The organism is Streptomyces sp. MS06, assembly GCF_047200655.1.
Classification (GTDB): domain Bacteria; phylum Actinomycetota; class Actinomycetes; order Streptomycetales; family Streptomycetaceae; genus Streptomyces.
In genome coordinates this window covers 99,466-119,556 of the sequence record NZ_JBJZOJ010000008.1, presented here as the reverse complement: position 1 = coordinate 119,556, position 20,091 = coordinate 99,466, and the positions used below count along the sequence as shown (strand labels likewise).

Annotated in this window: 18 protein-coding genes and 3 tRNA genes; 3 read left to right on the top strand and 18 right to left on the bottom strand. The window is 70.7% G+C overall.

The genetic code is table 11. From position 1 onward, the window contains the following. Window positions 1-31 precede the first annotated feature (31 nt). From rpoB to ACL02U_RS06200, 8 genes are all read right to left on the bottom strand, one after another. A complete protein-coding gene (gene rpoB, locus ACL02U_RS06235) occupies window positions 32-3,517 on the bottom strand; it encodes a DNA-directed RNA polymerase subunit beta (protein WP_412789621.1) in 3,486 nt (1,161 codons plus the stop codon). Between the two features lie 576 nt (window positions 3,518-4,093). Further along, window positions 4,094-4,480 (bottom strand): 50S ribosomal protein L7/L12, encoded by a 387-nt coding sequence (gene rplL, locus ACL02U_RS06230; RefSeq protein ID WP_412789620.1) that lies wholly within the window; start codon window positions 4,478-4,480, stop codon window positions 4,094-4,096. Window positions 4,481-4,595: 115 nt separating this feature from the next. Next, entirely contained in the window at window positions 4,596-5,126 is a 531-nt protein-coding gene (gene rplJ / locus ACL02U_RS06225) for a 50S ribosomal protein L10 (RefSeq protein ID WP_412789619.1), read from the bottom strand. 864 nt (window positions 5,127-5,990) lie between these two features. Next, window positions 5,991-6,716, bottom strand: a complete 726-nt coding sequence (rplA, locus tag ACL02U_RS06220; RefSeq protein WP_412789618.1) for a 50S ribosomal protein L1 — start codon at window positions 6,714-6,716, stop codon at window positions 5,991-5,993. Window positions 6,717-6,796: 80 nt separating this feature from the next. After that, window positions 6,797-7,231, bottom strand: a complete 435-nt coding sequence (rplK, locus tag ACL02U_RS06215) for a 50S ribosomal protein L11 (RefSeq protein ID WP_255953001.1) — start codon at window positions 7,229-7,231, stop codon at window positions 6,797-6,799. 213 nt (window positions 7,232-7,444) lie between these two features. Further along, entirely contained in the window at window positions 7,445-8,359 is a 915-nt protein-coding gene (nusG, locus tag ACL02U_RS06210; protein ID WP_412789617.1) for a transcription termination/antitermination protein NusG, read from the bottom strand. Between the two features lie 80 nt (window positions 8,360-8,439). Continuing rightward, a complete protein-coding gene (gene secE / locus ACL02U_RS06205) occupies window positions 8,440-8,724 on the bottom strand; it encodes a preprotein translocase subunit SecE (protein ID WP_412789616.1) in 285 nt (94 codons plus the stop codon). A 109-nt stretch (window positions 8,725-8,833) separates the two neighbouring features. Further along, window positions 8,834-8,906 (bottom strand) — tRNA-Trp (locus ACL02U_RS06200). A 227-nt stretch (window positions 8,907-9,133) separates the two neighbouring features. Between ACL02U_RS06200 and ACL02U_RS06195 the strand changes: the two genes are divergently transcribed. Together ACL02U_RS06195 and ACL02U_RS06190 are read left to right on the top strand one after the other, a co-directional pair. After that, the gene (locus ACL02U_RS06195; protein ID WP_412789615.1) at window positions 9,134-10,360 is read left to right on the top strand and encodes a pyridoxal phosphate-dependent aminotransferase; all 1,227 of its coding nucleotides are present in this window, start codon (window positions 9,134-9,136) and stop codon (window positions 10,358-10,360) included. A 125-nt stretch (window positions 10,361-10,485) separates the two neighbouring features. Then, window positions 10,486-11,517, top strand: coding sequence for an adenosine deaminase (locus tag ACL02U_RS06190; protein WP_412789614.1), 1,032 nt, complete (start codon window positions 10,486-10,488; stop codon window positions 11,515-11,517). Window positions 11,518-11,688: 171 nt separating this feature from the next. Here the strand turns inward: ACL02U_RS06190 and ACL02U_RS06185 are convergent, their stop codons facing one another. The 10 genes from ACL02U_RS06185 to ACL02U_RS06140 all read right to left on the bottom strand — a co-directional run bounded on the left by ACL02U_RS06185 (window position 11,689) and on the right by ACL02U_RS06140 (window position 18,564). After that, entirely contained in the window at window positions 11,689-12,429 is a 741-nt protein-coding gene (locus tag ACL02U_RS06185) for a DsbA family protein (RefSeq protein ID WP_412789613.1), read from the bottom strand. 202 nt (window positions 12,430-12,631) lie between these two features. After that, window positions 12,632-13,687: a UDP-N-acetylmuramate dehydrogenase gene (locus tag ACL02U_RS06180; protein WP_412789612.1), complete on the bottom strand. Its 1,056-nt coding sequence runs from the start codon at window positions 13,685-13,687 to the stop codon at window positions 12,632-12,634. 159 nt (window positions 13,688-13,846) lie between these two features. After that, on the bottom strand, window positions 13,847-14,227 hold the full coding sequence (locus ACL02U_RS06175) for a DUF3291 domain-containing protein (RefSeq protein WP_412789611.1): 381 nt from the start codon (window positions 14,225-14,227) through the stop codon (window positions 13,847-13,849). A 248-nt stretch (window positions 14,228-14,475) separates the two neighbouring features. Then, window positions 14,476-15,933, bottom strand: a complete 1,458-nt coding sequence (locus tag ACL02U_RS06170; protein WP_412789610.1) for a DHA2 family efflux MFS transporter permease subunit — start codon at window positions 15,931-15,933, stop codon at window positions 14,476-14,478. A 227-nt stretch (window positions 15,934-16,160) separates the two neighbouring features. Next, window positions 16,161-16,730, bottom strand: coding sequence for a TetR/AcrR family transcriptional regulator (locus ACL02U_RS06165; protein ID WP_412789609.1), 570 nt, complete (start codon window positions 16,728-16,730; stop codon window positions 16,161-16,163). Between the two features lie 381 nt (window positions 16,731-17,111). Next, a complete protein-coding gene (locus tag ACL02U_RS06160; RefSeq protein WP_412789653.1) occupies window positions 17,112-17,540 on the bottom strand; it encodes a MaoC family dehydratase in 429 nt (142 codons plus the stop codon). A gap of 8 nt (window positions 17,541-17,548) precedes the next feature. Continuing rightward, window positions 17,549-18,001, bottom strand: a complete 453-nt coding sequence (locus tag ACL02U_RS06155; RefSeq protein ID WP_412789608.1) for a MaoC family dehydratase N-terminal domain-containing protein — start codon at window positions 17,999-18,001, stop codon at window positions 17,549-17,551. Window positions 18,002-18,117: 116 nt separating this feature from the next. Continuing rightward, window positions 18,118-18,282: a 50S ribosomal protein L33 gene (gene rpmG / locus ACL02U_RS06150; protein ID WP_003948671.1), complete on the bottom strand. Its 165-nt coding sequence runs from the start codon at window positions 18,280-18,282 to the stop codon at window positions 18,118-18,120. 90 nt (window positions 18,283-18,372) lie between these two features. After that, a tRNA-Met gene (locus ACL02U_RS06145) sits at window positions 18,373-18,445 on the bottom strand. A 46-nt stretch (window positions 18,446-18,491) separates the two neighbouring features. After that, window positions 18,492-18,564: transfer RNA gene (locus ACL02U_RS06140), tRNA-Thr, on the bottom strand. Between the two features lie 249 nt (window positions 18,565-18,813). Between ACL02U_RS06140 and ACL02U_RS06135 the strand changes: the two genes are divergently transcribed. Then, window positions 18,814-20,073: an amidohydrolase family protein gene (locus tag ACL02U_RS06135; RefSeq protein ID WP_412789607.1), complete on the top strand. Its 1,260-nt coding sequence runs from the start codon at window positions 18,814-18,816 to the stop codon at window positions 20,071-20,073. The last annotated feature ends 18 nt before the right edge of the window (window positions 20,074-20,091 follow it).

The window sequence follows — 20,091 nt, the reverse complement described above, 5'->3', positions numbered from 1 at the left end:
ACGCGGCGGTGCGGCCCCTACCGGACTCCCGTCAGACCTCTTCGACGCTGCTCGGCTCGCGCCGGGACAGGTCGATACCGAGCTCCTCCGCGGCGCGGAAGACGTCCTCGTCGGTGTCACGCATCTCGATGGACATACCGTCGCTGGACAGCACCTCCACATTCAGGCAGAGCGACTGCATCTCCTTGATGAGCACCTTGAAGGACTCGGGGATGCCGGGCTCGGGGATGTTCTCGCCCTTGACGATGGCCTCGTAGACCTTCACGCGGCCGGTGACGTCGTCCGACTTGATGGTCAGCAGCTCCTGGAGGGCGTAAGCGGCGCCGTACGCCTCCAGCGCCCACACCTCCATCTCACCGAAGCGCTGACCGCCGAACTGCGCCTTACCACCCAGCGGCTGCTGGGTGATCATCGAGTACGGGCCGGTCGACCGGGCGTGCAGCTTGTCGTCGACCAGGTGGTGCAGCTTCAGGATGTACATGTACCCGACCGAGATCGGGTCCGGGAACGGCTCGCCGCTGCGGCCGTCGAACAGCCGCGCCTTGCCGGACGGCAGCATCAGGCGGTTGCCGTCGCGGTTGGGCAGCGTGTGCTCCAGCAGGCCGGCCAGCTCGTCCTCGCGGGCACCGTCGAAGACCGGGGTGGCCACGTTGGTGCCGGGCTCGACGCGGTCGGCGTCGATGCCCTGCAGGCGCTGCGCCCACTCGTCGGCGAGGCCGGAGACGTCCCAGCCCTGGCTGGCGAGCCAGCCGAGGTGGATCTCCAGGACCTGTCCCGGGTTCATTCGGGACGGGACGCCGAGCGGGTTGAGGATGATGTCGACCGGGGTGCCGTCCTCCATGAACGGCATGTCCTCGATCGGCAGGATCTTGGAGATGACGCCCTTGTTGCCGTGGCGGCCGGCGAGCTTGTCACCGTCGGTGATCTTGCGCTTCTGCGCCACGTAGACGCGGACCAGCTGGTTCACGCCGGGCGGCAGCTCGTCGCCCTCCTCGCGGTCGAAGACGCGCACGCCGATGACCTTGCCGGTCTCGCCGTGCGGCACCTTCAGCGAGGTGTCGCGGACCTCGCGGGCCTTCTCGCCGAAGATCGCGCGCAGCAGCCGCTCCTCCGGGGTCAGCTCGGTCTCGCCCTTCGGGGTGACCTTGCCGACCAGGATGTCGCCGGCGACGACCTCGGCACCGATGCGGATGATGCCGCGCTCGTCGAGGTCGGCGAGGACCTCCTCGGAGACGTTCGGGATGTCGCGGGTGATCTCCTCGGGGCCGAGCTTGGTGTCCCGGGCGTCGACCTCGTGCTCCTCGATGTGGATCGAGGAGAGGACGTCGTCCTGCACCAGGCGCTGGCTGAGGATGATCGCGTCCTCGTAGTTGTAGCCCTCCCACGGCATGAACGCGACCAGCAGGTTCTTGCCGAGGGCCATCTCGCCGTCCTCGGTGGCCGAGCCGTCCGCGAGGACCTGCCCGGCGACGAGCCGGTCGCCCTCGGAGACGATGACCTTCTGGTTGACCGAGGTGCCCTGGTTGGACCGGGAGAACTTGGCCAGGCGGTACGTGATGTACGTGCCGTCGTCGTTGGCGGTGGTGATGTAGTCCGCGGAGACCTCCTGGACCACACCGTCCTTCTCGGCCTTGACCACGTCGCCGGCGTCGACGGCGGAGCGGTACTCCATGCCGGTGCCGACGAGCGGGGACTCGGACTTGATGAGCGGCACGGCCTGCCGCATCATGTTCGCGCCCATCAGGGCGCGGTTGGCGTCGTCGTGCTCGAGGAACGGGATCATGGCGGTCGCGACCGACACCATCTGGCGCGGCGAGACGTCCATGTAGTCCACGTCGGTGCCGGGGACGTAGTCGACCTCGCCGCCACGGCGGCGGACCAGCACGCGGTTCTCGGCGAAGCGGAGTTCGTCGGTGAGCGGCGCGTTGGCCTGCGCGATGACGAAGCGGTCCTCCTCGTCGGCGGTCAGGTAGTCGACCTGGTCGGTGACCTGGCCCTCGAACACCTTGCGGTACGGGGTCTCGACGAAACCGAACGCGTTGACGCGGCCGTAGGTGGCGAGCGAGCCGATCAGACCGATGTTCGGGCCTTCCGGCGTCTCGATCGGGCACATGCGGCCGTAGTGCGAGGGGTGCACGTCACGGACCTCGAAGCCGGCCCGCTCACGGGACAGACCACCCGGGCCCAGCGCGGACAGACGCCGCTTGTGCGTCAGGCCGGAGAGCGGGTTGTTCTGGTCCATGAACTGGGACAGCTGGCTGGTGCCGAAGAACTCCTTGATGGAGGCGACGACCGGCCGGATGTTGATCAGGGTCTGGGGCGTGATCGCCTCGACGTCCTGGGTGGTCATCCGCTCGCGGACGACGCGCTCCATACGGGCCAGGCCGGTACGGACCTGGTTCTGGATGAGCTCGCCGACGCTGCGCAGGCGGCGGTTGCCGAAGTGGTCGATGTCGTCGGTCTCGACGACCACCGTCTCGCCGCTGTCCCCGGTCGTCTCGGTCTCGCCGGCGTGCAGCTTCACCAGGTACTTGATCGAGGCGATGATGTCCTCGACGGTGAGGATGCCCGCGTCGAGCGGGGTGTCCGTGCCCAGCTTCTTGTTGACCTTGTAGCGGCCGACCTTGGCCAGGTCGTAGCGCTTGGGGTTGAAGTAGAGGTTCTCCAGCAGCGTCTGCGCGGCCTCGCGGGTGGGGGGCTCGCCCGGACGCAGCTTGCGGTAGATGTCGAGCAGCGCGTCGTCCTGGCCCTGGGTGTGGTCCTTCTCCAGGGTGGCGCGCATGGACTCGTACTCGCCGAACTCCTCGAGGATCTGCTCGGTGGTCCAGCCGAGCGCCTTGAGCAGGACGGTGACGGACTGCTTGCGCTTGCGGTCGATGCGGACGGCGACCATGTCGCGCTTGTCGATCTCCATCTCCAGCCAGGCGCCCCGGGAGGGGATGACCTTGGCGGAGAAGATGTCCTTGTCGGACGTCTTGTCGACGGAGGAGTCGAAGTACACGCCCGGGGAACGGACCAGCTGCGACACCACGACACGCTCGGTGCCGTTGATGACGAAGGTGCCCTTGTTGGTCATGAGCGGGAAGTCGCCCATGAAGACCGTCTGGGACTTGATCTCGCCGGTCTCGTTGTTGGTGAACTCGGCGGTGACGAAGAGCGGCGCCGCGTACGTGAAGTCGCGCTCCTTGCACTCGTCGATGGAGTTCTTCGGCGGCTCGAAGCGGTGGTCCCGGAAGGTCAGCGACATCGACCCGCTGAAGTCCTCGATCGGGGAGATCTCCTCGAAGATCTCCTCCAGACCGGACTTGGTGGGGACGTCCTGACCGCTGTCCAGAGCGTCCTCGACGCGCCCCTTCCACACGTCGTTGCCGAGCAGCCAGTCGAAGCTCTCGGTTTGCAGTGCGAGAAGGTTCGGAACCTCGAGGGGCTCCTTGATCTTTGCAAAGGAGATCCGCAGCGGGGCGGTGCTTGCGGCGTTGTTCGTATTCGCGGTCGAGGCATTGCGCGAGGCGGCCAAGAGGGGGTCCTTCCGAGGGCTCGGACTCACTACGCGCGTACCGGCCCCTCCCCCGTACACAGAGACAGATATCCCAGGTCAGAGATGATCTGTCGGTCAGTGCTCGAGTGAGGGCAGACCCCTGGTGACGGGCAGGGGCAAGCTAACAGGCAGCGCAAAGGGTCAGTGTAGCCACACGGCACACTGATGTCCAGTCCCGGTTTTCTGAGACTCCCACTGCTCTCCACGTCTGCGGCATGCCCGCCCTCAACGCACGTTCATACTGCCCTCTGCGCCTCGGATCCATGCCTCGGATTCGGATCCTTGTGACGACGCGTCCTGAGAATTGCGCGCTGCGTGCGGTTCGTCAAGGCCCCCTCGCCCGAAGTGGGGTTTCCGGAGACACGGCGAAGATCACCTTACCCGTCGGGGACCCGGGTGCAAGGCAAGCGCGGCCGACCCCGGGAACGCCGAAGGGCGACCACCCGGATGGATGATCGCCCGTCGGTGCACCGGCGTTACAGGCCCCTGGGGGCCGCGCGGCCGGCGCGGGGTTCCGGGAAGGCCCGGACCGGGTCCGGAGGGACCCGGGAGGTCTTACTTGACCTCGACGGAGGCGCCGGCGCCCTCGAGGGACTCCTTGGCCTTCTCCGCGGCCTCCTTGTTGACCTTCTCCAGGACGGCCTTCGGGGTGCCGTCGACCAGGTCCTTGGCCTCCTTCAGGCCGAGGGAGGTCAGCTCGCGCACGACCTTGATGACCTGGATCTTCTTCTCGCCGGCGCCGGTGAGGACGACGTCGAACTCGTCCTGCTCCTCGACGGCCTCGGCGGCCGGGGCGCCCGGGCCACCGGCGACCATGACCGGCGCGGCGGCGGCGGCGGTGACGTCGAACTTCTCCTCGAAGGCCTTCACGAACTCGGAGAGCTCGATGAGGGTCATCTCCTCGAACTGCGCGAGCAGGTCTTCCTGGCTGAGCTTCGCCATGATGGCGGTCCTTCCACTAAATCGGCAGGTGCCGGATGTACGGGGTGAGGCGGGCGTACGTCAGGCCCGCTGCGACCTGGCCGCGCGGGCGGCCGGGGTCAGAAAGCGAGCCGAATTACTCGGCACCGCCCTGCTCGTCCTGCTTGGCGCGCAGCGCGTCCACGGTGCGGACGAGCTTCGACGGCAGCGCCTGGAAGACGGAGGCAGCCTGGGACTGCTTCGCCTTGAAGGCGCCGGCCAGCTTGGAGAGCAGAACCTCGCGGGACTCGAGGTCCGCAAGCTTCTTGATGTCGTCCGCGGACAACGCCTTGCCGTCAAGGACGCCGCCCTTGATGACGAGGTTGGGGTTGTCCTTGGCGAAGTCACGGAGACCCTTCGCCGCCTCGACCGGGTCACCGGTCACGAAGGCGACGGCCGACGACCCCGCGAAGAGGTCGTCGAGCGTGGTGATCCCGGCCTCGTTGGCCGCAATCTTGGTCAGCGTGTTCTTCGCCACACGGTACTGAGCGTTCTCACCGAGTGAACGACGCAGCTGCTGGAGCTGCGCGACGGTGAGACCGGTGTACGCGGTGATGACGGCGCCGTTGGAGTTGCGGAACTTGTCCCGCATCTCCACGACGGCATCGACCTTGTCGGGCCTCGCCATAGTGCCTCGGCCTCCTTCCGGGTGATTCGGACCGCGCGGACCCGAAGGAGGACTGGGGAAAACGAAACGCCCCGGCGCAGGCGCACGGGGCGGACTCGACCGGCTTCACGCGCTCGGGGCGCGGACTCCGGGAGTACTTCCACTGTCACCTGCGCGGGCCGTCCGCATTTGCAGCGGATCCTTCGGCCACCGGCCCCGTCCGGGGCACGGCAACGACCAGCGGTCTTTGGCTTCGGTGTGAGAGTACGGGAACGGGTCGCCGTCGGGCAAATCCGCCCGTCGAGGGGACCGCCCGGGGCTGTGGCGGCGGCGCTGCGGGGCGGCCGGACCGGGCAGGCGGCCCGGGCGGGGCGGCCGGACCCCGGCCGGTGGCCCGGGCGGGGCGGGCAGAGCCGGCAGGCGGCCCGAGTGAGGCCGGCAGACCCGGGCGGTGGGGCGGCTCGGGGAAGGCCGGCAGAGCCGGCCGGTGGCCCGTTCGACCGCACGCAGGGGGTAGAGGGCCGCCGTCGCGCGGGCGCGTGTCCAGAGCCGGGTCGGGGCGGGCCCGGAAGAGCCCTGGAGGGCGCCGAGGGCCTTCGGGGCGCGCCTCGCCGCCTCGCCCGCCGGGCTGGGCCGCGGCGGCGGCCGTGAGGGCCACCAGGAGGCCGTGCGCGGGAGGGCGCAGCGGGGGACGCGCGGGAGGGGGTACGGGGACCGGGAAGCCGGGACCGGGAAGTCGGCGCCGGGGAGACCGGGCGCGGGCAGGCGGGGCGCGCGGGAGTCGACGTGCGGCGAGCCGGTCGCTCGGGAACGGGAACGGGCACGGGAACGGGCCCCGCACCTGCGACAGGTGCGGGGCCCGTGACCGAGTCGGTGAGCCGGGGCTCAGACCGCGGCCGGGTCCTCCTCGACGAGGAGGTTGCGGGTGCGGTTCGGGTCGACCGGGACGCCGGGGCCCATCGTGGTGGTGATGGCGGCCTTCTTGATGTAGCGGCCCTTGGCGGCGGACGGCTTCAGGCGGAGGATCTCCTCCAGCGCGGCGCCGTAGTTCTCCACCAGCTTGTCGTCGTCGAAGGACGCCTTGCCGATGATGAAGTGCAGGTTCGCGTGCTTGTCGACGCGGAACTCGATCTTGCCGCCCTTGATCTCGGTGACGGCCTTGGCCACGTCGGGGGTGACGGTGCCGGTCTTCGGGTTCGGCATCAGACCACGCGGACCGAGCACGCGGCCGAGGCGGCCGACCTTGCCCATCAGGTCCGGGGTCGCGACGACGGCGTCGAAGTCCAGGCGGCCCTTGGAGACCTCGTCGATCAGTTCGTCGGAGCCGACGATGTCGGCGCCCGCGGCCTCCGCGGCCGCAGCACGGTCACCGGTCGCGAAGACCAGGACCCGGGCGGTCTTGCCGGTGCCGTGCGGCAGGTTCACGGTGCCACGGACCATCTGGTCGGCCTTGCGCGGGTCGACGCCCAGGCGGAAGGCGACCTCGACGGTGGAGTCGAACTTGGTCGTGGAGGTGTCCTTGGCGAGACGGACGGCCTCGAGCGGGGCGTAGAGCTTCTCCCGGTCGATCTTGGCGTCCGCAGCGCGAAGGGACTTGCTGCGCTTGCTCACTGCTGCTCCTGTGGTGTCTTAGGAGTCGTGGTCCGGGCCGAGCGGGCCCTGCCACGGTTCTGCTTCTGCGGGGGTGGGGGTCAGCCCTCGACCGTGACGCCCATGGAGCGCGCGGTACCGGCGATGATCTTCGCGGCGGCGTCCAGGTCGTTGGCGTTGAGGTCGGGCATCTTGGTCTCGGCGATCTCGCGGACCTGCGCCTGGGTGATCTTGGCGACCTTGGTCTTGTGCGGCTCGCCGGAGCCCTTCTCCACACCCGCGGCCTTGAGGATCATCTTGGCGGCCGGCGGGGTCTTGGTGATGAAGGTGAAGGAGCGGTCCTCGTAGACCGTGATCTCCACCGGGATCACCCAGCCGCGCTGCGACTCGGTCGCGGCGTTGTAGGCCTTGCAGAACTCCATGATGTTCACGCCGTGCTGACCCAGCGCGGGGCCGACCGGCGGGGCCGGGTTGGCGGCGCCGGCCTGGATCTGGAGCTTGATGAGCCCCGTGACCTTCTTCTTCTTGGGAGGCATGCTCTCTCCGGGTCCTTACTGAGAGGTTGAGTACCGTCTGCGCCGTGCGAATGCACGGCCCGGCAGACGGCATACCGCACAAAGATAGCGGGTACCTGTGCGCGTCCGAAAACCGAGCAGGTCAGACAGTCTGCGCCGACCGCGGTCACCCCGCGGGGACGATCTGTCCGACCTGTTCGGAAGCGTGGTCCAGAAGGAGTGCTGGCAGGGGTGCTAGTTCTTCTGGATCTGGTCGAAGGACAGCTCGACCGGCGTCTCCCGGCCGAAGATCTCCACCAGGCCCTTGACCTTCTTCGAGTCGGGGTTGATCTCGTTGATGGTGGCCTGCAGGGTGGCGAACGGGCCGTCGGTGACGGTGACCGAGTCGCCGACCTCGAAGTCGAGCACCTGGACCTCGACCTTGCGCTGCGGCGCCGGCTTGCCCTCGGCCTCGGCGGCCTCGCGGGCGGCCTTCTCCTCCGCCTCCGGGGCGAGCATCTTGACGATCTCGTCCAGGGTCAGCGGGTACGGGTCGTAGGCGTTGCCGACGAAGCCGGTGACGCCCGGCGTGTTGCGGACGACACCCCAGGACTCGTTCGTCAGGTCCATGCGGACCAGGACGTAGCCCGGCAGCTTGTTCTGCCTGATGGTCTTGCGGTCGCCGTTCTTGATCTGGACGACCTCTTCCTGCGGCACCTCGGCCTGGAAGATGTAGTCCTCGACGTTCAGCGAGACGGCGCGCTGCTCCAGGTTGGTCTTCACGCGGTTCTCGTAGCCGGCGTAGGTGTGGATCACGTACCACTCGCCGGGCAGGGTCCGCAGCTCCTCGCGCAGCGCGGCGATGGGGTCGACGGGCTCGGCCTCTTCCTCGGGCTCCTGCTCGGCCTCGGTCGGGGCGCTCTCCGCGTCCTCGCCGGCCTCGCCGCTCTCGGAGTCCGCGGCGCTCTCCGCGCCCTCGGAGTCCGCGGCGGTCTCGTCGTCCTCGACGTGCACGGCGGCTTCCTCGGCGGCCTCGCCGGCCTCCGCGTCGGCAGCCTGGGCCTCGTCCAGCTCCTCGTCCGCGCCCTCGACGATGTCGAGCTCGTCGTCGACGGACCTGACGCCCTCTCCGCGAGGCTCAACGGCGTCGTTCAGGTTCTGGTCAGACACGGTGGCTGCTTCTTCCTGGATACAGAGGGGTGGAACACGCGAAACGGGCGCCGGGTACCTCGGCGCCCTTCGCACTCGATTCAGCCGAAGATGTACTTGGCCGCGTGGTTGAGACCATAGTCGATCACGGTCACCAGACCGATCATCACGGCGACGAAGAAGATGACGACCGTGGTGTAGGAGGTCAGCTCGTTCCGCGTCGGCCAGACGACTTTGCGCAGCTCAGCGATGATCTGCCGGTAGAAGAGGGCAAGGCGCTTCAGCGGGCCCTTCTTGCCCCGCTTGCCACCCTTGCGGGCCTTCTTCGTCTCCTGCGCCTCATCCTGGGCGTCAGGCGTATCGATGGAGCCCACGGCGTCCGCCATTCGTCCTCACCTGAATCCCGGGTCGTGGCCGTGCCGCGCCCGGACTGAGCCGCACGGCGGTGCATTCCTGTACGTACATGCGCACACATCCTGGCGATGGAGTGTGTAGCAGGGCCGGAGGGACTTGAACCCCCAACCGCTGGTTTTGGAGACCAGTGCTCTACCAATTGAGCTACGACCCTTTGTGCGTCCCCCAACCTACCGCATCGATCCGGGTGCTCGGGAAGCACCGGAGGGGCGCGGCGGCCGGAGGCCAACGAGGTGAGAGTGTACGTGTTCTCCGCCGCCCCGTCGAACGGAAAGCGCTCATGGACGTGTCCGCCCTGACGCCCCGCCAGGCGTTCGCTCGGATGTTCAGTTCGTGAAACCGGCGTGCCGCCGGAGTTTCCGGTCTGAAAACATGGGCCGCATGAGCGCTGCACACCCTCCGACCGAGCGCCGGGTCTCCGCCCGTATCGGCGCGATCTCCGAGTCCGCCACCCTCGCCGTGGACGCCAAGGCGAAGGCACTGAAGGCCGCCGGACGCCCGGTGATCGGCTTCGGTGCCGGAGAGCCCGACTTCCCCACCCCGGACTACATCGTCGAGGCCGCCGTCGACGCCTGCAAGAACCCGAAGTACCACCGCTACACGCCGGCCGGCGGCCTGCCCGAGCTGAAGGCGGCGATCGCCGCGAAGACGCTGCGCGACTCCGGCTACGAGCCCGACGTGTCGCAGATCCTCGTCACCAACGGCGGCAAGCAGGCCATCTACGAGGCCTTCGCCGCGATCCTCGACCCGGGCGACGAGGTCATCGTCCCGGCGCCGTACTGGACGACGTACCCGGAGTCGATCCGGCTCGCCGGCGGTGTCCCGGTCGAGGTCGTCGCCGACGAGACGACCGGTTACCGCGTCTCCGTCGAGCAGCTGGAGGCCGCGCGGACCGAGCGGACCAAGGTCGTCCTGTTCGTCTCGCCGTCGAACCCCACCGGCGCCGTGTACTCCGAGGCCGAGACCGAGGCCATCGGCCGCTGGGCGCTGGAGCACGGCCTGTGGGTGCTGACCGACGAGATCTACGAGCACCTGGTCTACGGCGACGCCGTCTCCGTCTCCCTGCCCGCGGTCCTGCCCGAGCTGCGCGACAAGTGCGTCGTGGTCAACGGCGTCGCCAAGACGTACGCCATGACCGGCTGGCGGGTGGGCTGGATCATCGGCCCGAAGGACGTCGTCAAGGCGGCGACGAACCTCCAGTCGCACGCCACGTCGAACGTCGCGAACGTCTCCCAGGCCGCCGCGCTGGCCGCCGTCTCCGGCGACCTGGACGCGGTGGCGAGGATGCGCGAGGCCTTCGACCGCCGCCGCCGCACCATCGTGCGGATGCTCAACGAGATCGACGGCGTGGTCTGCCCGGAGCCCGAGGGCGCCTTCTACGCCTACCCGTCGGTCAAGGGCCTGCTCGGCAAGGAGCTCCGCGGCAAGCGCCCGCAGAACTCGGTCGAGCTGGCCGCGCTGATCCTGGAGGAGGCCGAGGTCGCCGTCGTTCCGGGTGAGGCCTTCGGCACACCCGGGTACCTGCGGCTGTCGTACGCGCTCGGCGACGAGGACCTCGTCGAGGGCGTCAGCCGGATCCAGAAGCTGCTGGCCGAGGCCAGGGACTGACCTTCCGGGAACCCGGAACGAAGCGGGCCGCCTCCTTCAGGAGGCGGCCCGCTTCTTCGTGCGAGCAAGGCCACGTTCGGGGAAAGCGGTACCGGGAGCGCCGGAAGGTGCGGCAGGATCCTGGGATGGAGCGTGTACGTGATGTCTCTGAGCTGCCGAAAGCCCATCTGCACCTGCACTTCACCGGGTCCATGCGGCCCACCACCCTGCTGGAGCTGGCCGACAAGTACGGCGTGCGCCTGCCGGATGCGCTCACCGAGGCGCTGACCGGCGGCGAGCCGCCGCGGCTGCGGGCCACGGACGAGCGGGGCTGGTTCCGCTTCCAGCGGCTCTACGACGCGGCGCGGTCGTGCCTGCGGGAGCCGGACGACATCCGGCGCCTGGTGCGGGAGGCCGCGGAGGAGGACGTCCGGGACGGCTCCGGCTGGCTGGAGATCCAGGTCGACCCGACCTCGTACGCGCCGCGCCTGGGCGGGCTGATCCCGGCGCTGGAGATCATCCTGGACGCGGTGGACTCGGCGGTCCGGGAGACCGGGCTGGGGATGCGGGTGCTGGTCGCGGCGAACCGGATGAAGCATCCGCTGGACGCCCGCACGCTGGCCCGGCTCGCGGTCCGCTACCGGGACCGGGGCGTGGTCGGCTTCGGCCTCTCCAACGACGAGCGCCGTGGCATGGCCCGCGACTTCGACCGGGCCTTCGCGATCGCCCGGGAGGGCGGGCTGCTGTCCGCCCCGCACGGCGGCGAGCTGACCGGCCCCGCCTCGGTGCGGGACTGCCTGGACGACCTGAGCGCGCACCGGGTGGGGCACGGTGTGCGGGCCGCGGAGGACGCCCGGCTGCTGAGCCGGCTGGCCGACTCGGGCGTGACCTGCGAGGTGTGCCCGGCGTCGAACGTCGCGCTCGGGGTGTACGACAAGCCGGAGGACGTCCCGCTGCGGACGCTCTACGAGGCGGGGGTGCCGATGGCGCTGGGCGCCGACGACCCGCTGCTGTTCGGCTCCCGGCTGGCGGCCCAGTACGAGATCGCCCGCCGCCACCACGGCTTCACAGACGCGCAGCTCGCCGAACTGGCGAGGCAGTCGATCCGGGCGTCGGCGGCTCCGGAGGACGTGCGCAGCAAGCTGCTGTCGGGGGTGGACGACTGGTTGGCCGACTGAGCGGGCCCGGCCGACACGCGGTCCACCCGGCCTCCCGGGGGCCACCCGACCGTCCCAGGGTCCACCGACCGTGCCAGGGGCCACCGACCGTGCCAGGGGCCACCCGACCGAGCCAGGGGTCACCCGACCGTGCCAGGGGTCACCCGGCCGTCCCGGGCGGGGCAGGGCGCGTCAGGGACCCGCCATCACGCCGATCACCATCGGCAGCGTCTGCTTGTCGAAGATGCCGTCGCTCAGATCCTCTCGGACGGTCTTGCCGTTCACCTTCATGGTGGGTGTGCCGGTCACTCCGTCCGCGTCCAGGGCGTTCTCGGAGGCGGTCACGAAGTCGCGGTACTTCATCTCCTTGACCGCCGCGTCGAACCGGGGCCCGCGCAGGCCCTCCAGCCGGGACGCCTGCTCCAGCAGGAACGCGTCGGTGTATCCGTCCACGGACTCCTCGGGCTGGTGGGCGAAGAGCAGGTCGTGGTACTCCACGAACTTCCCCGCGTCCAGCGCCGCCCGCAGCGCGTTGGCCGCCTTCTCGGAGCCCCGGCCGCCGAGTCGGTCGTCGAGAAACGAGGCGATCGTGTACTCGACCCTGACCTGGCCGGCCAGCACCAGCTCGCGCAGGCCCTCGCCGCCGCCCTCGGTCTCGAACTCCTTGCACACCGGGCAGCGCATGTCCTCGTACAGGTGCACGACGATCTCGGCGTTCGGGGAGCCGACCCGGACCGTCGTCCGATCGGGTGCCAGCGACTCCGGTACGTCGCCGAGCTTCGCGTAGGCCGCTGCGGCAGCGGTCCCGGCAGCCTTTCCGGCGCCGTCCGCCTCGTCCCCGCCGGCGTGCCGCCCGCATCCCGCGGCCAGCGCACCGGTCAGCACGATCGCGGCCGCCACGGCGGCGGCACGGCGGATCCGTCCCCCTCGCATGATTTCCCTTCCCGGGCGCGTCTGCCTGACGCGCGACGAGGGCCGACCCTATGCGATCACTGTGGACGCGCTCCAATCGGTTTCCGCTGGTCGCGCCGCGGGCCACGGGCCCGGCTGCCGGGGGTCGACGGACTCCGGGGGCGAGGGATTCCGGGGGTTGCAGGGGCTCCAGGAGCCGGAGGAGCTAGAGGAGCCGAAGAAGCTAGAGGGTGACGCCCACGGTCACCGGTTCGTTGACGAGGGTGATGCCGAACGCCTCGCGGACCCCGGTGACGACCTCGCGGGCCAGCGCGAGCAGGTCCTCGGTGGTGGCGCCGCCCCGGTTGGTCAGCGCCAGGGTGTGCTTGCCGGAGATGCGGGCGGGCCCCGTGCCGTATCCCTTGGTGAAGCCCGCCCTGTCGATCAGCCAGGCCGCGGAGGTCTTCGTGCGGCCCTCCCCCGCCGGGTACGCGGGCGGCTCCACCTCGTCGCCGAGGCGCTGCTTCGCGCGCTCCCGGAAGGCCGCGAAGTCCGCGTCCGCGAGGATCGGGTTGGTGAAGAAGGAGCCCGCGGACCAGGTGTCGTGGTCCTCGGCGTCCAGCACCATGCCCTTGCCGGCCCGCAGCTTGAGCACGGTCTCGCGGGCTTCGGCGAGCGGGACCCGGTCGCCGGGTGCGACGCCCAGCGCCCGGGCGGTCTCGGCGTACCGCAGCGGAGCGGACAGGCCGTCCGCGTCCTCCAGGGCGAAGCGGACCCGCAGTACGACGTGGCGTGCGGGGTCAGCCTTGAAACGGCTGTGCCGGTAGGAGAACGCGCACTCGGCGTTCGTCAGGGTGACCGTCTCGCCGGCCAGGCGGTCGTAGGCGATCACCTCGGTGATCGTGCTGGAGACTTCCTGGCCGTAGGCGCCGACGTTCTGGACGGGGGTGGCGCCCGCCGAACCGGGGATGCCGGCCAGGCACTCGACCCCGGCCAACCCGGCCTCGACGGTGCGGGCGACGGCGTCGGTCCAGATCTCGCCGGCGGCCAGTTCCAGCGTCGTGCCGCTGAGTTCGAAGCCGGTGGTGGCGATGCGCAGGGCCGTGCCCTCGAAGCCGCCGTCACCGATGACCAGGTTCGATCCGCCCCCGATGAGCAGCAGCGGGGTCCCGGCGGCGTCCGCCTCGCGGACGGTGTCGATCACCTCGGCGTCGGTGCTCGCCGTGATCAGCCGGGCGGCGGGGCCGCCCAGCCGGAAGGTGGTCAGTGGAGCCAGGGGCGCGTCGTGGAGTTCCTGCACGCGGCCAAGACTACGAGACGGTGCCGTCGGCCCGGACCGACGGCACCGGCGGACGCGGCTGACGCCTTGTGGGCACCCCGCGGAGAGCGGAGGACGGAGGACGGGGCGGGTGGTGCGGGTGCCCGGCCCGGCGGGCGGGGGCCGGGCCGGGCGCGCCCGTCAGGTCAGACGCCGTACCGCCTCCTCCCACGGCACGGGAAGAGCGTCGCTGCTCGTCGTCCAGGAGACGAACTTCGCGTCCTTCATCTGCCCTGCCAGCCCCCGGGACGTCGGGCGGTGGTTCCCGGAGCGGGCGAAGGCGTTCAGGGCGCCGGACGACTCCCAGGCGGACAGCGTCCAGAACGTCCGCTTCAGCGGCTGTGCCCTGAGGGAGGCTCCGTAGGCGCCGGGAGCCCTGCCGACCTGTCGCCAGACCGCCGGCGTCCGGGCGAGGAAGCGCAGCGCTCCCCAGAGGGTGTGGGTCTCGAAACGGGAGGCGAACACGTGGACGTCGGCGGCCCGTGGCGGGGTGTTCGGCACGGTCCAGGGGAGCGTGGGCATGTCGGGCTCCTTTCGCGGTGCGTGGCGGACGGCGGATGACAGGTGGCGGGTGGCGGACGGCGGATGACAGGTGGCGGGTGGCGGACGGCGGGTGGCGGGTGGCGGGTGGCGGGTGGTGGGTGGCGGAGAGGACACGGCGCGTCGGCTGCGCGGCCTTGCGGGACGTACGGCCGATCCTCCCGAGCGTGCGGGCCTTCCGGGCTGAGCGGGCCGTGCGGCCGTGCTGCCGTGCGGCCGTGCGGGCCGGGTCAGCGGGGCGCGGCCTCGACCGCCGGCTCCGGCATCGCCTCGGCGGTCTGCGCCTCCGGCGCCCCGGCGGCCCGGGCTTCGCCGCGCCGGGACGGCATCAGCAGTGCGGCGGCACCGGCGAGTGCGACCACCGCGGATCCGGTGACCAGGGCGGGCTTCAGCCCGTCGACGAAGGCCTGGGCGGACTCGTAGCCGCCCTGCGCGGCGAAGATCGAGGACATGACGGCGATGCCGAGCGCACCGCCCACTTCCCGCAGCGCGTTGTTGGCCCCGGAGGCGATGCCCTGTTCAACGGGGCGGACGCTGGACATCACCAGGGCGGCGGCCGGGGAGAAGTACAGGGCCATGCCGACGCCGCTGACGATCAGCCCGGGCAACTGGACGGCGTACGAGGCGTCGGCGGTGAGGACGTACGCCAGGTAGCCGAGCCCGGCCGCCTGCAGGAAGAGGCCGGTGGCGACGACCGGGCGGCCGCCGATGCGGTCGGAGAGGACGCCGGCGATCGGCGCCACCAGCATCGGCATGCCGGTCCACGGCAGCATGCGCAGGCCCGCCTTGGTGGGCGAGTAGCCGAGCACGCCCTGCATGTACTGGCTGAGCAGGAAGACCGACCCGAACATGCCGAGGAACATCAGCAGGCTGGCGGCGTTGATGCCGGTGAAGGCACGGGAGCGGAACAGCCGCATGGGCAGCATGGGGTTCTTCGCTCGGATGCCGTGCAGGACGAACCCGGCCAGCAGCGCGCCGCCGACGAACAGGCCGGTCAGCACCAGCGTGCTGGTCCATCCGTCGGCCGGCCCGCGCACCAGCCCGTACACGATGCCGAAGAGTCCGCCACTGGCGAGCAGGGTGCCCGGGACGTCGAGCGGGGCGTCGGTGCCGTGCGACTCGTCCAGGCGCAGGCGGGCGAGCGGCAGCAGGGCCACACCGACGGGGACGTTCAGCCAGAATATCCAGTGCCAGGAGATGTGTTCGGTCAGGCTGCCGCCGATGAGCGGTCCGGTGGCGACCGCCAGGCCGTTGACGGCTCCCCAGATGCCGAACATCATGCCCCGCTTGGCGACCGGCACGGCGGCCGTGAGCAGCGTGAGGGTCAGCGGCATCATGACAGCCGCGCCCACGCCCTGCACCGCCCGGGCGGCGATCAGGGAGTCGATGCCGGGCGACATGGCCGCGGCGGCGGAGGCACCGGTGAAGACGGCTATGCCGGCGAGGAACATCCGGCGGCGGCCGAAGCGGTCGCCGAGGGCCGCGCCGAGCATCAGCAGGACGGCGAAGGTGAGCGTGTAGGCGCTCACGGTCCATTCGAGGTCGTCCAGGGCGCCACCCAGATCCTCTCGGATCGAGGGCAGTGCCGTGGTGACGACGAGGTTGTCCAGGGCCGCCATGAATCCGGCGACACTGGTGATGACGAGGGCCCAGGCGGCTGCGCCGCGCCGTGGGGTCGGCTGTGACATCTCTCCCCCAGAGAGAATCGATCTGACTGTCGGTACGGCTGTCGATACGGCTGTCGATATGGCTTGGCCGGCGATCCGGCCGCGGCTCCGGTCGGACGATCGGGCTGGGCGGTCGGGTGGGTGGCCGGCGCAGCCACTGGGTTAGTTATTAATGACTAACTTTTACGGTCAGCAGAAGGCGGCGTCCGCGTACCGAATCCGTGCGGGGTGCGTCGGGTGATGCCGGGTCAGTACTCCAGCCGGCCGGAGATCCGCGTCGACGGGTAAAGCCCCTCCCACACCCGGTGCTCGACCGGGAACCCCATGGCGACCAGGCAGTTGATGAGCATCCCGTACGCCATGAAGTCGGTGGTCGCGCCGGTGTCCGCGCCGAGCGGCAGGTGGACGGTGTCCCACAGGCGCATCCAGCACGTGCGCACCGCCTCACCGAACTCGTGGTCTCCCTCCGCCTCGGCGGCCGCGACGGCGATGTACGTCTGCATCTGCATCAGCAGCCGGTCGGGCCGCTCCGCGATGACCTGGGTGTACGCGTTCGCCATGGCATGCAGGGCTTCTTCGCCCTCCATGCCCTCGGAAGCCTCCTCGAAGGTCCGGATGGTGTCCTCCATGCAACGCTCGGCGGCCGCGAGGAAGATCGCCTTCTTGCCCGGGAAGAGACGGAAGAGGTAGGGCTGCGAGACGCCGACCCGTTTGGCGATCGCCTCGGTCGAGGTGCCGTGGTAGCCACCCCGCGCGAACTCGACCGTCGCCGCCCGGATCACACTCTCCCGCCGCTCCTCCGCGCTCATCCTGACCATGGAAGAAAGTTAGTACGCAATCACTAATCACGTCAAGGGCAGGCATCCCCGGAAGCGCGGGCCGGGTGGCCACGGTCGGACACACCGCCCCGCGTCGAACCGCCACGGTGGCCCGGGCCCCTGAGGCGAACCCGAACCGTGGCCGCGTCGAGCCGCGACGGCCGGCCCGACGTCGGACCACGGCGGTAGCCCCGGGCCGGCTGCGGCGGCAGCCCCACGCGGGGGCAACGGCGGTGAACCCCGCCGCCGGTCCACGACCGCGGAACCCGCCTCCGGTCCACGGCCGCGGACTCTGCGTTCAGGCCACGGCCGCGGACCCTGCGTCCAGGCCACGGCCGGGCCGCGGACCCCGCCGTCGGTCCACGGCCGCGGACCCCGCGTTCAGGCGAGTCGTACGACCGCCCGGGACATGCCCAGGACCTTCTGCCCGGCGCTGGTCGCGGTCAGGTCCACCCGGACCGTGCCGTCGTCCAGCTTGGCCGCGACCTTTCCACCGACCTCGATCACGGCGCCCGCGTCGTCGTCGGGAACGACCACGGGTTTGGTGAACCGGACGCCGTACTCGACGACCGCACCCGGGTCGCCGACCCAGTCGGTGACCACCCGGATCGCCTCGGCCATGGTGAACATCCCGTGCGCGATGACGTCCGGGAGGCCCACCTCCTTGGCGAACCTCTCGTTCCAGTGGATCGGGTTGAAGTCACCCGAGGCGCCCGCGTACTGGACGAGCGTGGCGCGCGTCACGGGAAAGGTCCGGGCGGGCAGCTCGGTGCCGACCTCGACGTCGTCGTAGGAGATCTTCGCCGTCATGGGGATGCTCACACCTCCTCGGCCGCTCGGGCGACCAGCTTCGTCCAGGCGGTCACGACGTGCTCCCCCGCCTCGTCGTGGACCTCACCGCGCACGTCCAGGATGTCGTTGCCCGCCATGGACTTGATCGCCTCGATGGTCGAGGTGACGGTGAGCCGGTCACCGGCCCGCACGGGACGCCGGTAGGAGAACTTCTGGTCCCCGTGCACCACGCGGTTGTAGTCCAGCCCGAGCTGGGGGTCGGCGATGACCTGTCGGGCGGCGCGGAAGGTGATCGCGAAGACGAAGGTCGGCGGGGCGATCACATCGGGATGGCCGAACGCCTTCGCGGCCTCCGGGTCCCGGTACGCCGGGTTGGCGTCCCCCACCGCGTCCGCGAACTCGCGGATCTTCTCCCGCCCCACCTCGTAGGGCTCGGTGGGCGGATAGCTCCGCCCCACGAAGGACTGGTCGAGCGGCATGGCCCGGCACCTCCTGCTGTCAGAACGAACGTGCGCCGAAGTCGGACGCCGAGGCGACCGCAACGACACGAGGCCGCCCCCGGTTGATCGGGGACGGCCTCGGGTACGAGCCTGAATTATCGCGTCTCGCGGTGCGCGGTGTGCGCGTTGCAACGCGGGCAGTGCTTCTTCATCTCAAGACGGTCCGGGTTGTTCCGCCGGTTCTTCTTGGTGATGTAGTTCCGCTCCTTGCACTCCACGCAGGCCAGCGTGATCTTCGGGCGGACGTCGGTGGCAGCCACGTGAGTGCTCCTTGACGAACGGGTAGTAGTGGTTCAACGCAAGAAAGAGTAGCCGATCGACGGACCGACCCGGCAATCGGCTACTGAGAGTAGCGGTGACCGGACTTGAACCGGTGACACAGCGATTATGAGCCGCTTGCTCTACCGACTGAGCTACACCGCTGCGGTGGGATCGAGTCCCGCCTCTCGACGGGAACCTCTCTCACCAGAGCCCCAAAACGGAATCGAACCGTTGACCTTCTCCTTACCATGGAGACGCTCTGCCGACTGAGCTATTGGGGCGAGCGATGAAGACATTACACGGTCGCCCGCCGTTCGCCCAAATCCGTTTCGCAGCACCCGCGCCGCGCCGTACAGGCGCCGCAACAGGGGCGTTCCGGTACCCCCACCGTCCGGAGGACCACACCGGTACGACTATTGCGCTCCTCCCCACCAGCGCCCCGTCACCGCCCTAGGCTCGACACACTCTGTGTGATCTTGCTGTGCGATCCTGCGCCGCCGCGCGCGGTTGCCGAGCCTTCCTGGAGCGCGATGCCCGACAGCCAGCCGCAGCCGCCCTCGTCGTCCTCCCCGCCCCCGGGGCCGGCCGACCGGACCACCCTGCTGCTGTGCGGGGCCCGGCTCGCCGACGGCCGCCGGGTCGACGTCCGGCTGGGCGGGGGGCGGATCGAGGCGGTCGGCACGTCCGGGAGCCTCACGGCGGCACCGGCCGCCGTGCGCGGCGCACGCGTGGACCTCACCGGCCACCTGCTGCTGCCCGCCCCCGCCGAGCCCCACGCCCACGCCGACACCGCGCTGTCGGCCGACACCGACGGACCTGCTTCCGCGGAGCCGCAGGACGTCCAGCGCCGCGCCACCGAGGCCGCTCTGCTCCAGCTCGGGCACGGCGCGACCGCGCAACGCGCCCACGTGCGCGTGGGGGACGTGCAGGGACTGGCCACCCTGGGCGCGGTCCTCCAGGCGCGGCGCGCGCTGCGCGGGCTGGTCGAGCTGACCACGGTCGCGGTGCCGCGCCTGCTCACCGGCCTTGCCGGGGCGGACGGCCTGGCCATGCTGCGGGACGCGATGAAGATGGGCGCGTCGGTGGTGGGCGGCTGCCCCGACCTGGACCCCGACCCCACCGGGTACGTGGAGGCCGTACTGGACATCGCCTCCGAACACGGCTGCCCGGTCGACCTGCACACCCATGCCGCCGACCCGGCGCGCCTGGCCCGCCTGGCCGCCATGTCCGGCGGCCTCCGCCCCGGCGTCGCCCTCAGCCCGTGCGCCGGACTGGACCGCGTCCCGGCCGAGGTGGCCGGCCGCACCGCGGACCAGTTGGCCGCCGCGGGCGTCAGCGTGGTCTGCCTGCCTCAGGGCGGGTGCGGGGGTGTGGAGGACCGCGGGACGGCACCCGTACGGCTTCTGCGCGCCGCCGGGGTGCGGTTGGCGGCCGGCAGCGGTGCCCTGCGCGACGTCTCGAACCCGGTGGGCCGGGGCGACCCCCTGGAGGCCGCCTACCTGCTCGCGTCCCGCTACGGACTGCGCCCCTCGGACGCCTACGACGCGGTGGGCTGCTCGGCCCGCGCCGTGCTCGGCCTGCCCGAGGTGCGGGTGGAGGCCGGGTTCCCGGCCGATCTGCTCGCCGTGCGCGGCGACCGGCTCGCGGGGGCGCTGTCCCTGGCGTACAGCAGGATCGTCGTGCACGGGGGGCGGGTGGTGTCGCGGACCAGCGCGGTGCGGGAGTTCTGCGACTCCGCGGCCGCGACGGACCGGGGACTGCCCAGGCAGGGGCGCAAGGAGCCGTCCTGACACGGGTGAGCCCACGGC

Coding starts and splice junctions, on each gene's coding strand:
- ACL02U_RS06165 (WP_412789609.1), bottom strand. CDS start 16,730: ATGGTCAGGATGAGCGCGGAGGAGCGGCGGGAGAGTGTGATCCGGGCG.
- ACL02U_RS06170 (WP_412789610.1), bottom strand. CDS start 15,933: ATGTCACAGCCGACCCCACGGCGCGGCGCAGCCGCCTGGGCCCTCGTC.
- ACL02U_RS06195 (WP_412789615.1), top strand. CDS start 9,134: ATGAGCGCTGCACACCCTCCGACCGAGCGCCGGGTCTCCGCCCGTATC.
- ACL02U_RS06155 (WP_412789608.1), bottom strand. CDS start 18,001: ATGCCGCTCGACCAGTCCTTCGTGGGGCGGAGCTATCCGCCCACCGAG.
- ACL02U_RS06135 (WP_412789607.1), top strand. CDS start 18,814: ATGCCCGACAGCCAGCCGCAGCCGCCCTCGTCGTCCTCCCCGCCCCCG.
- rplL (WP_412789620.1), bottom strand. CDS start 4,480: ATGGCGAAGCTCAGCCAGGAAGACCTGCTCGCGCAGTTCGAGGAGATG.
- ACL02U_RS06160 (WP_412789653.1), bottom strand. CDS start 17,540: ATGACGGCGAAGATCTCCTACGACGACGTCGAGGTCGGCACCGAGCTG.
- ACL02U_RS06190 (WP_412789614.1), top strand. CDS start 10,486: ATGGAGCGTGTACGTGATGTCTCTGAGCTGCCGAAAGCCCATCTGCAC.
- rplK (WP_255953001.1), bottom strand. CDS start 7,231: ATGCCTCCCAAGAAGAAGAAGGTCACGGGGCTCATCAAGCTCCAGATC.
- ACL02U_RS06175 (WP_412789611.1), bottom strand. CDS start 14,227: ATGCCCACGCTCCCCTGGACCGTGCCGAACACCCCGCCACGGGCCGCC.
- rplJ (WP_412789619.1), bottom strand. CDS start 5,126: ATGGCGAGGCCCGACAAGGTCGATGCCGTCGTGGAGATGCGGGACAAG.
- ACL02U_RS06185 (WP_412789613.1), bottom strand. CDS start 12,429: ATGCGAGGGGGACGGATCCGCCGTGCCGCCGCCGTGGCGGCCGCGATC.
- secE (WP_412789616.1), bottom strand. CDS start 8,724: ATGGCGGACGCCGTGGGCTCCATCGATACGCCTGACGCCCAGGATGAG.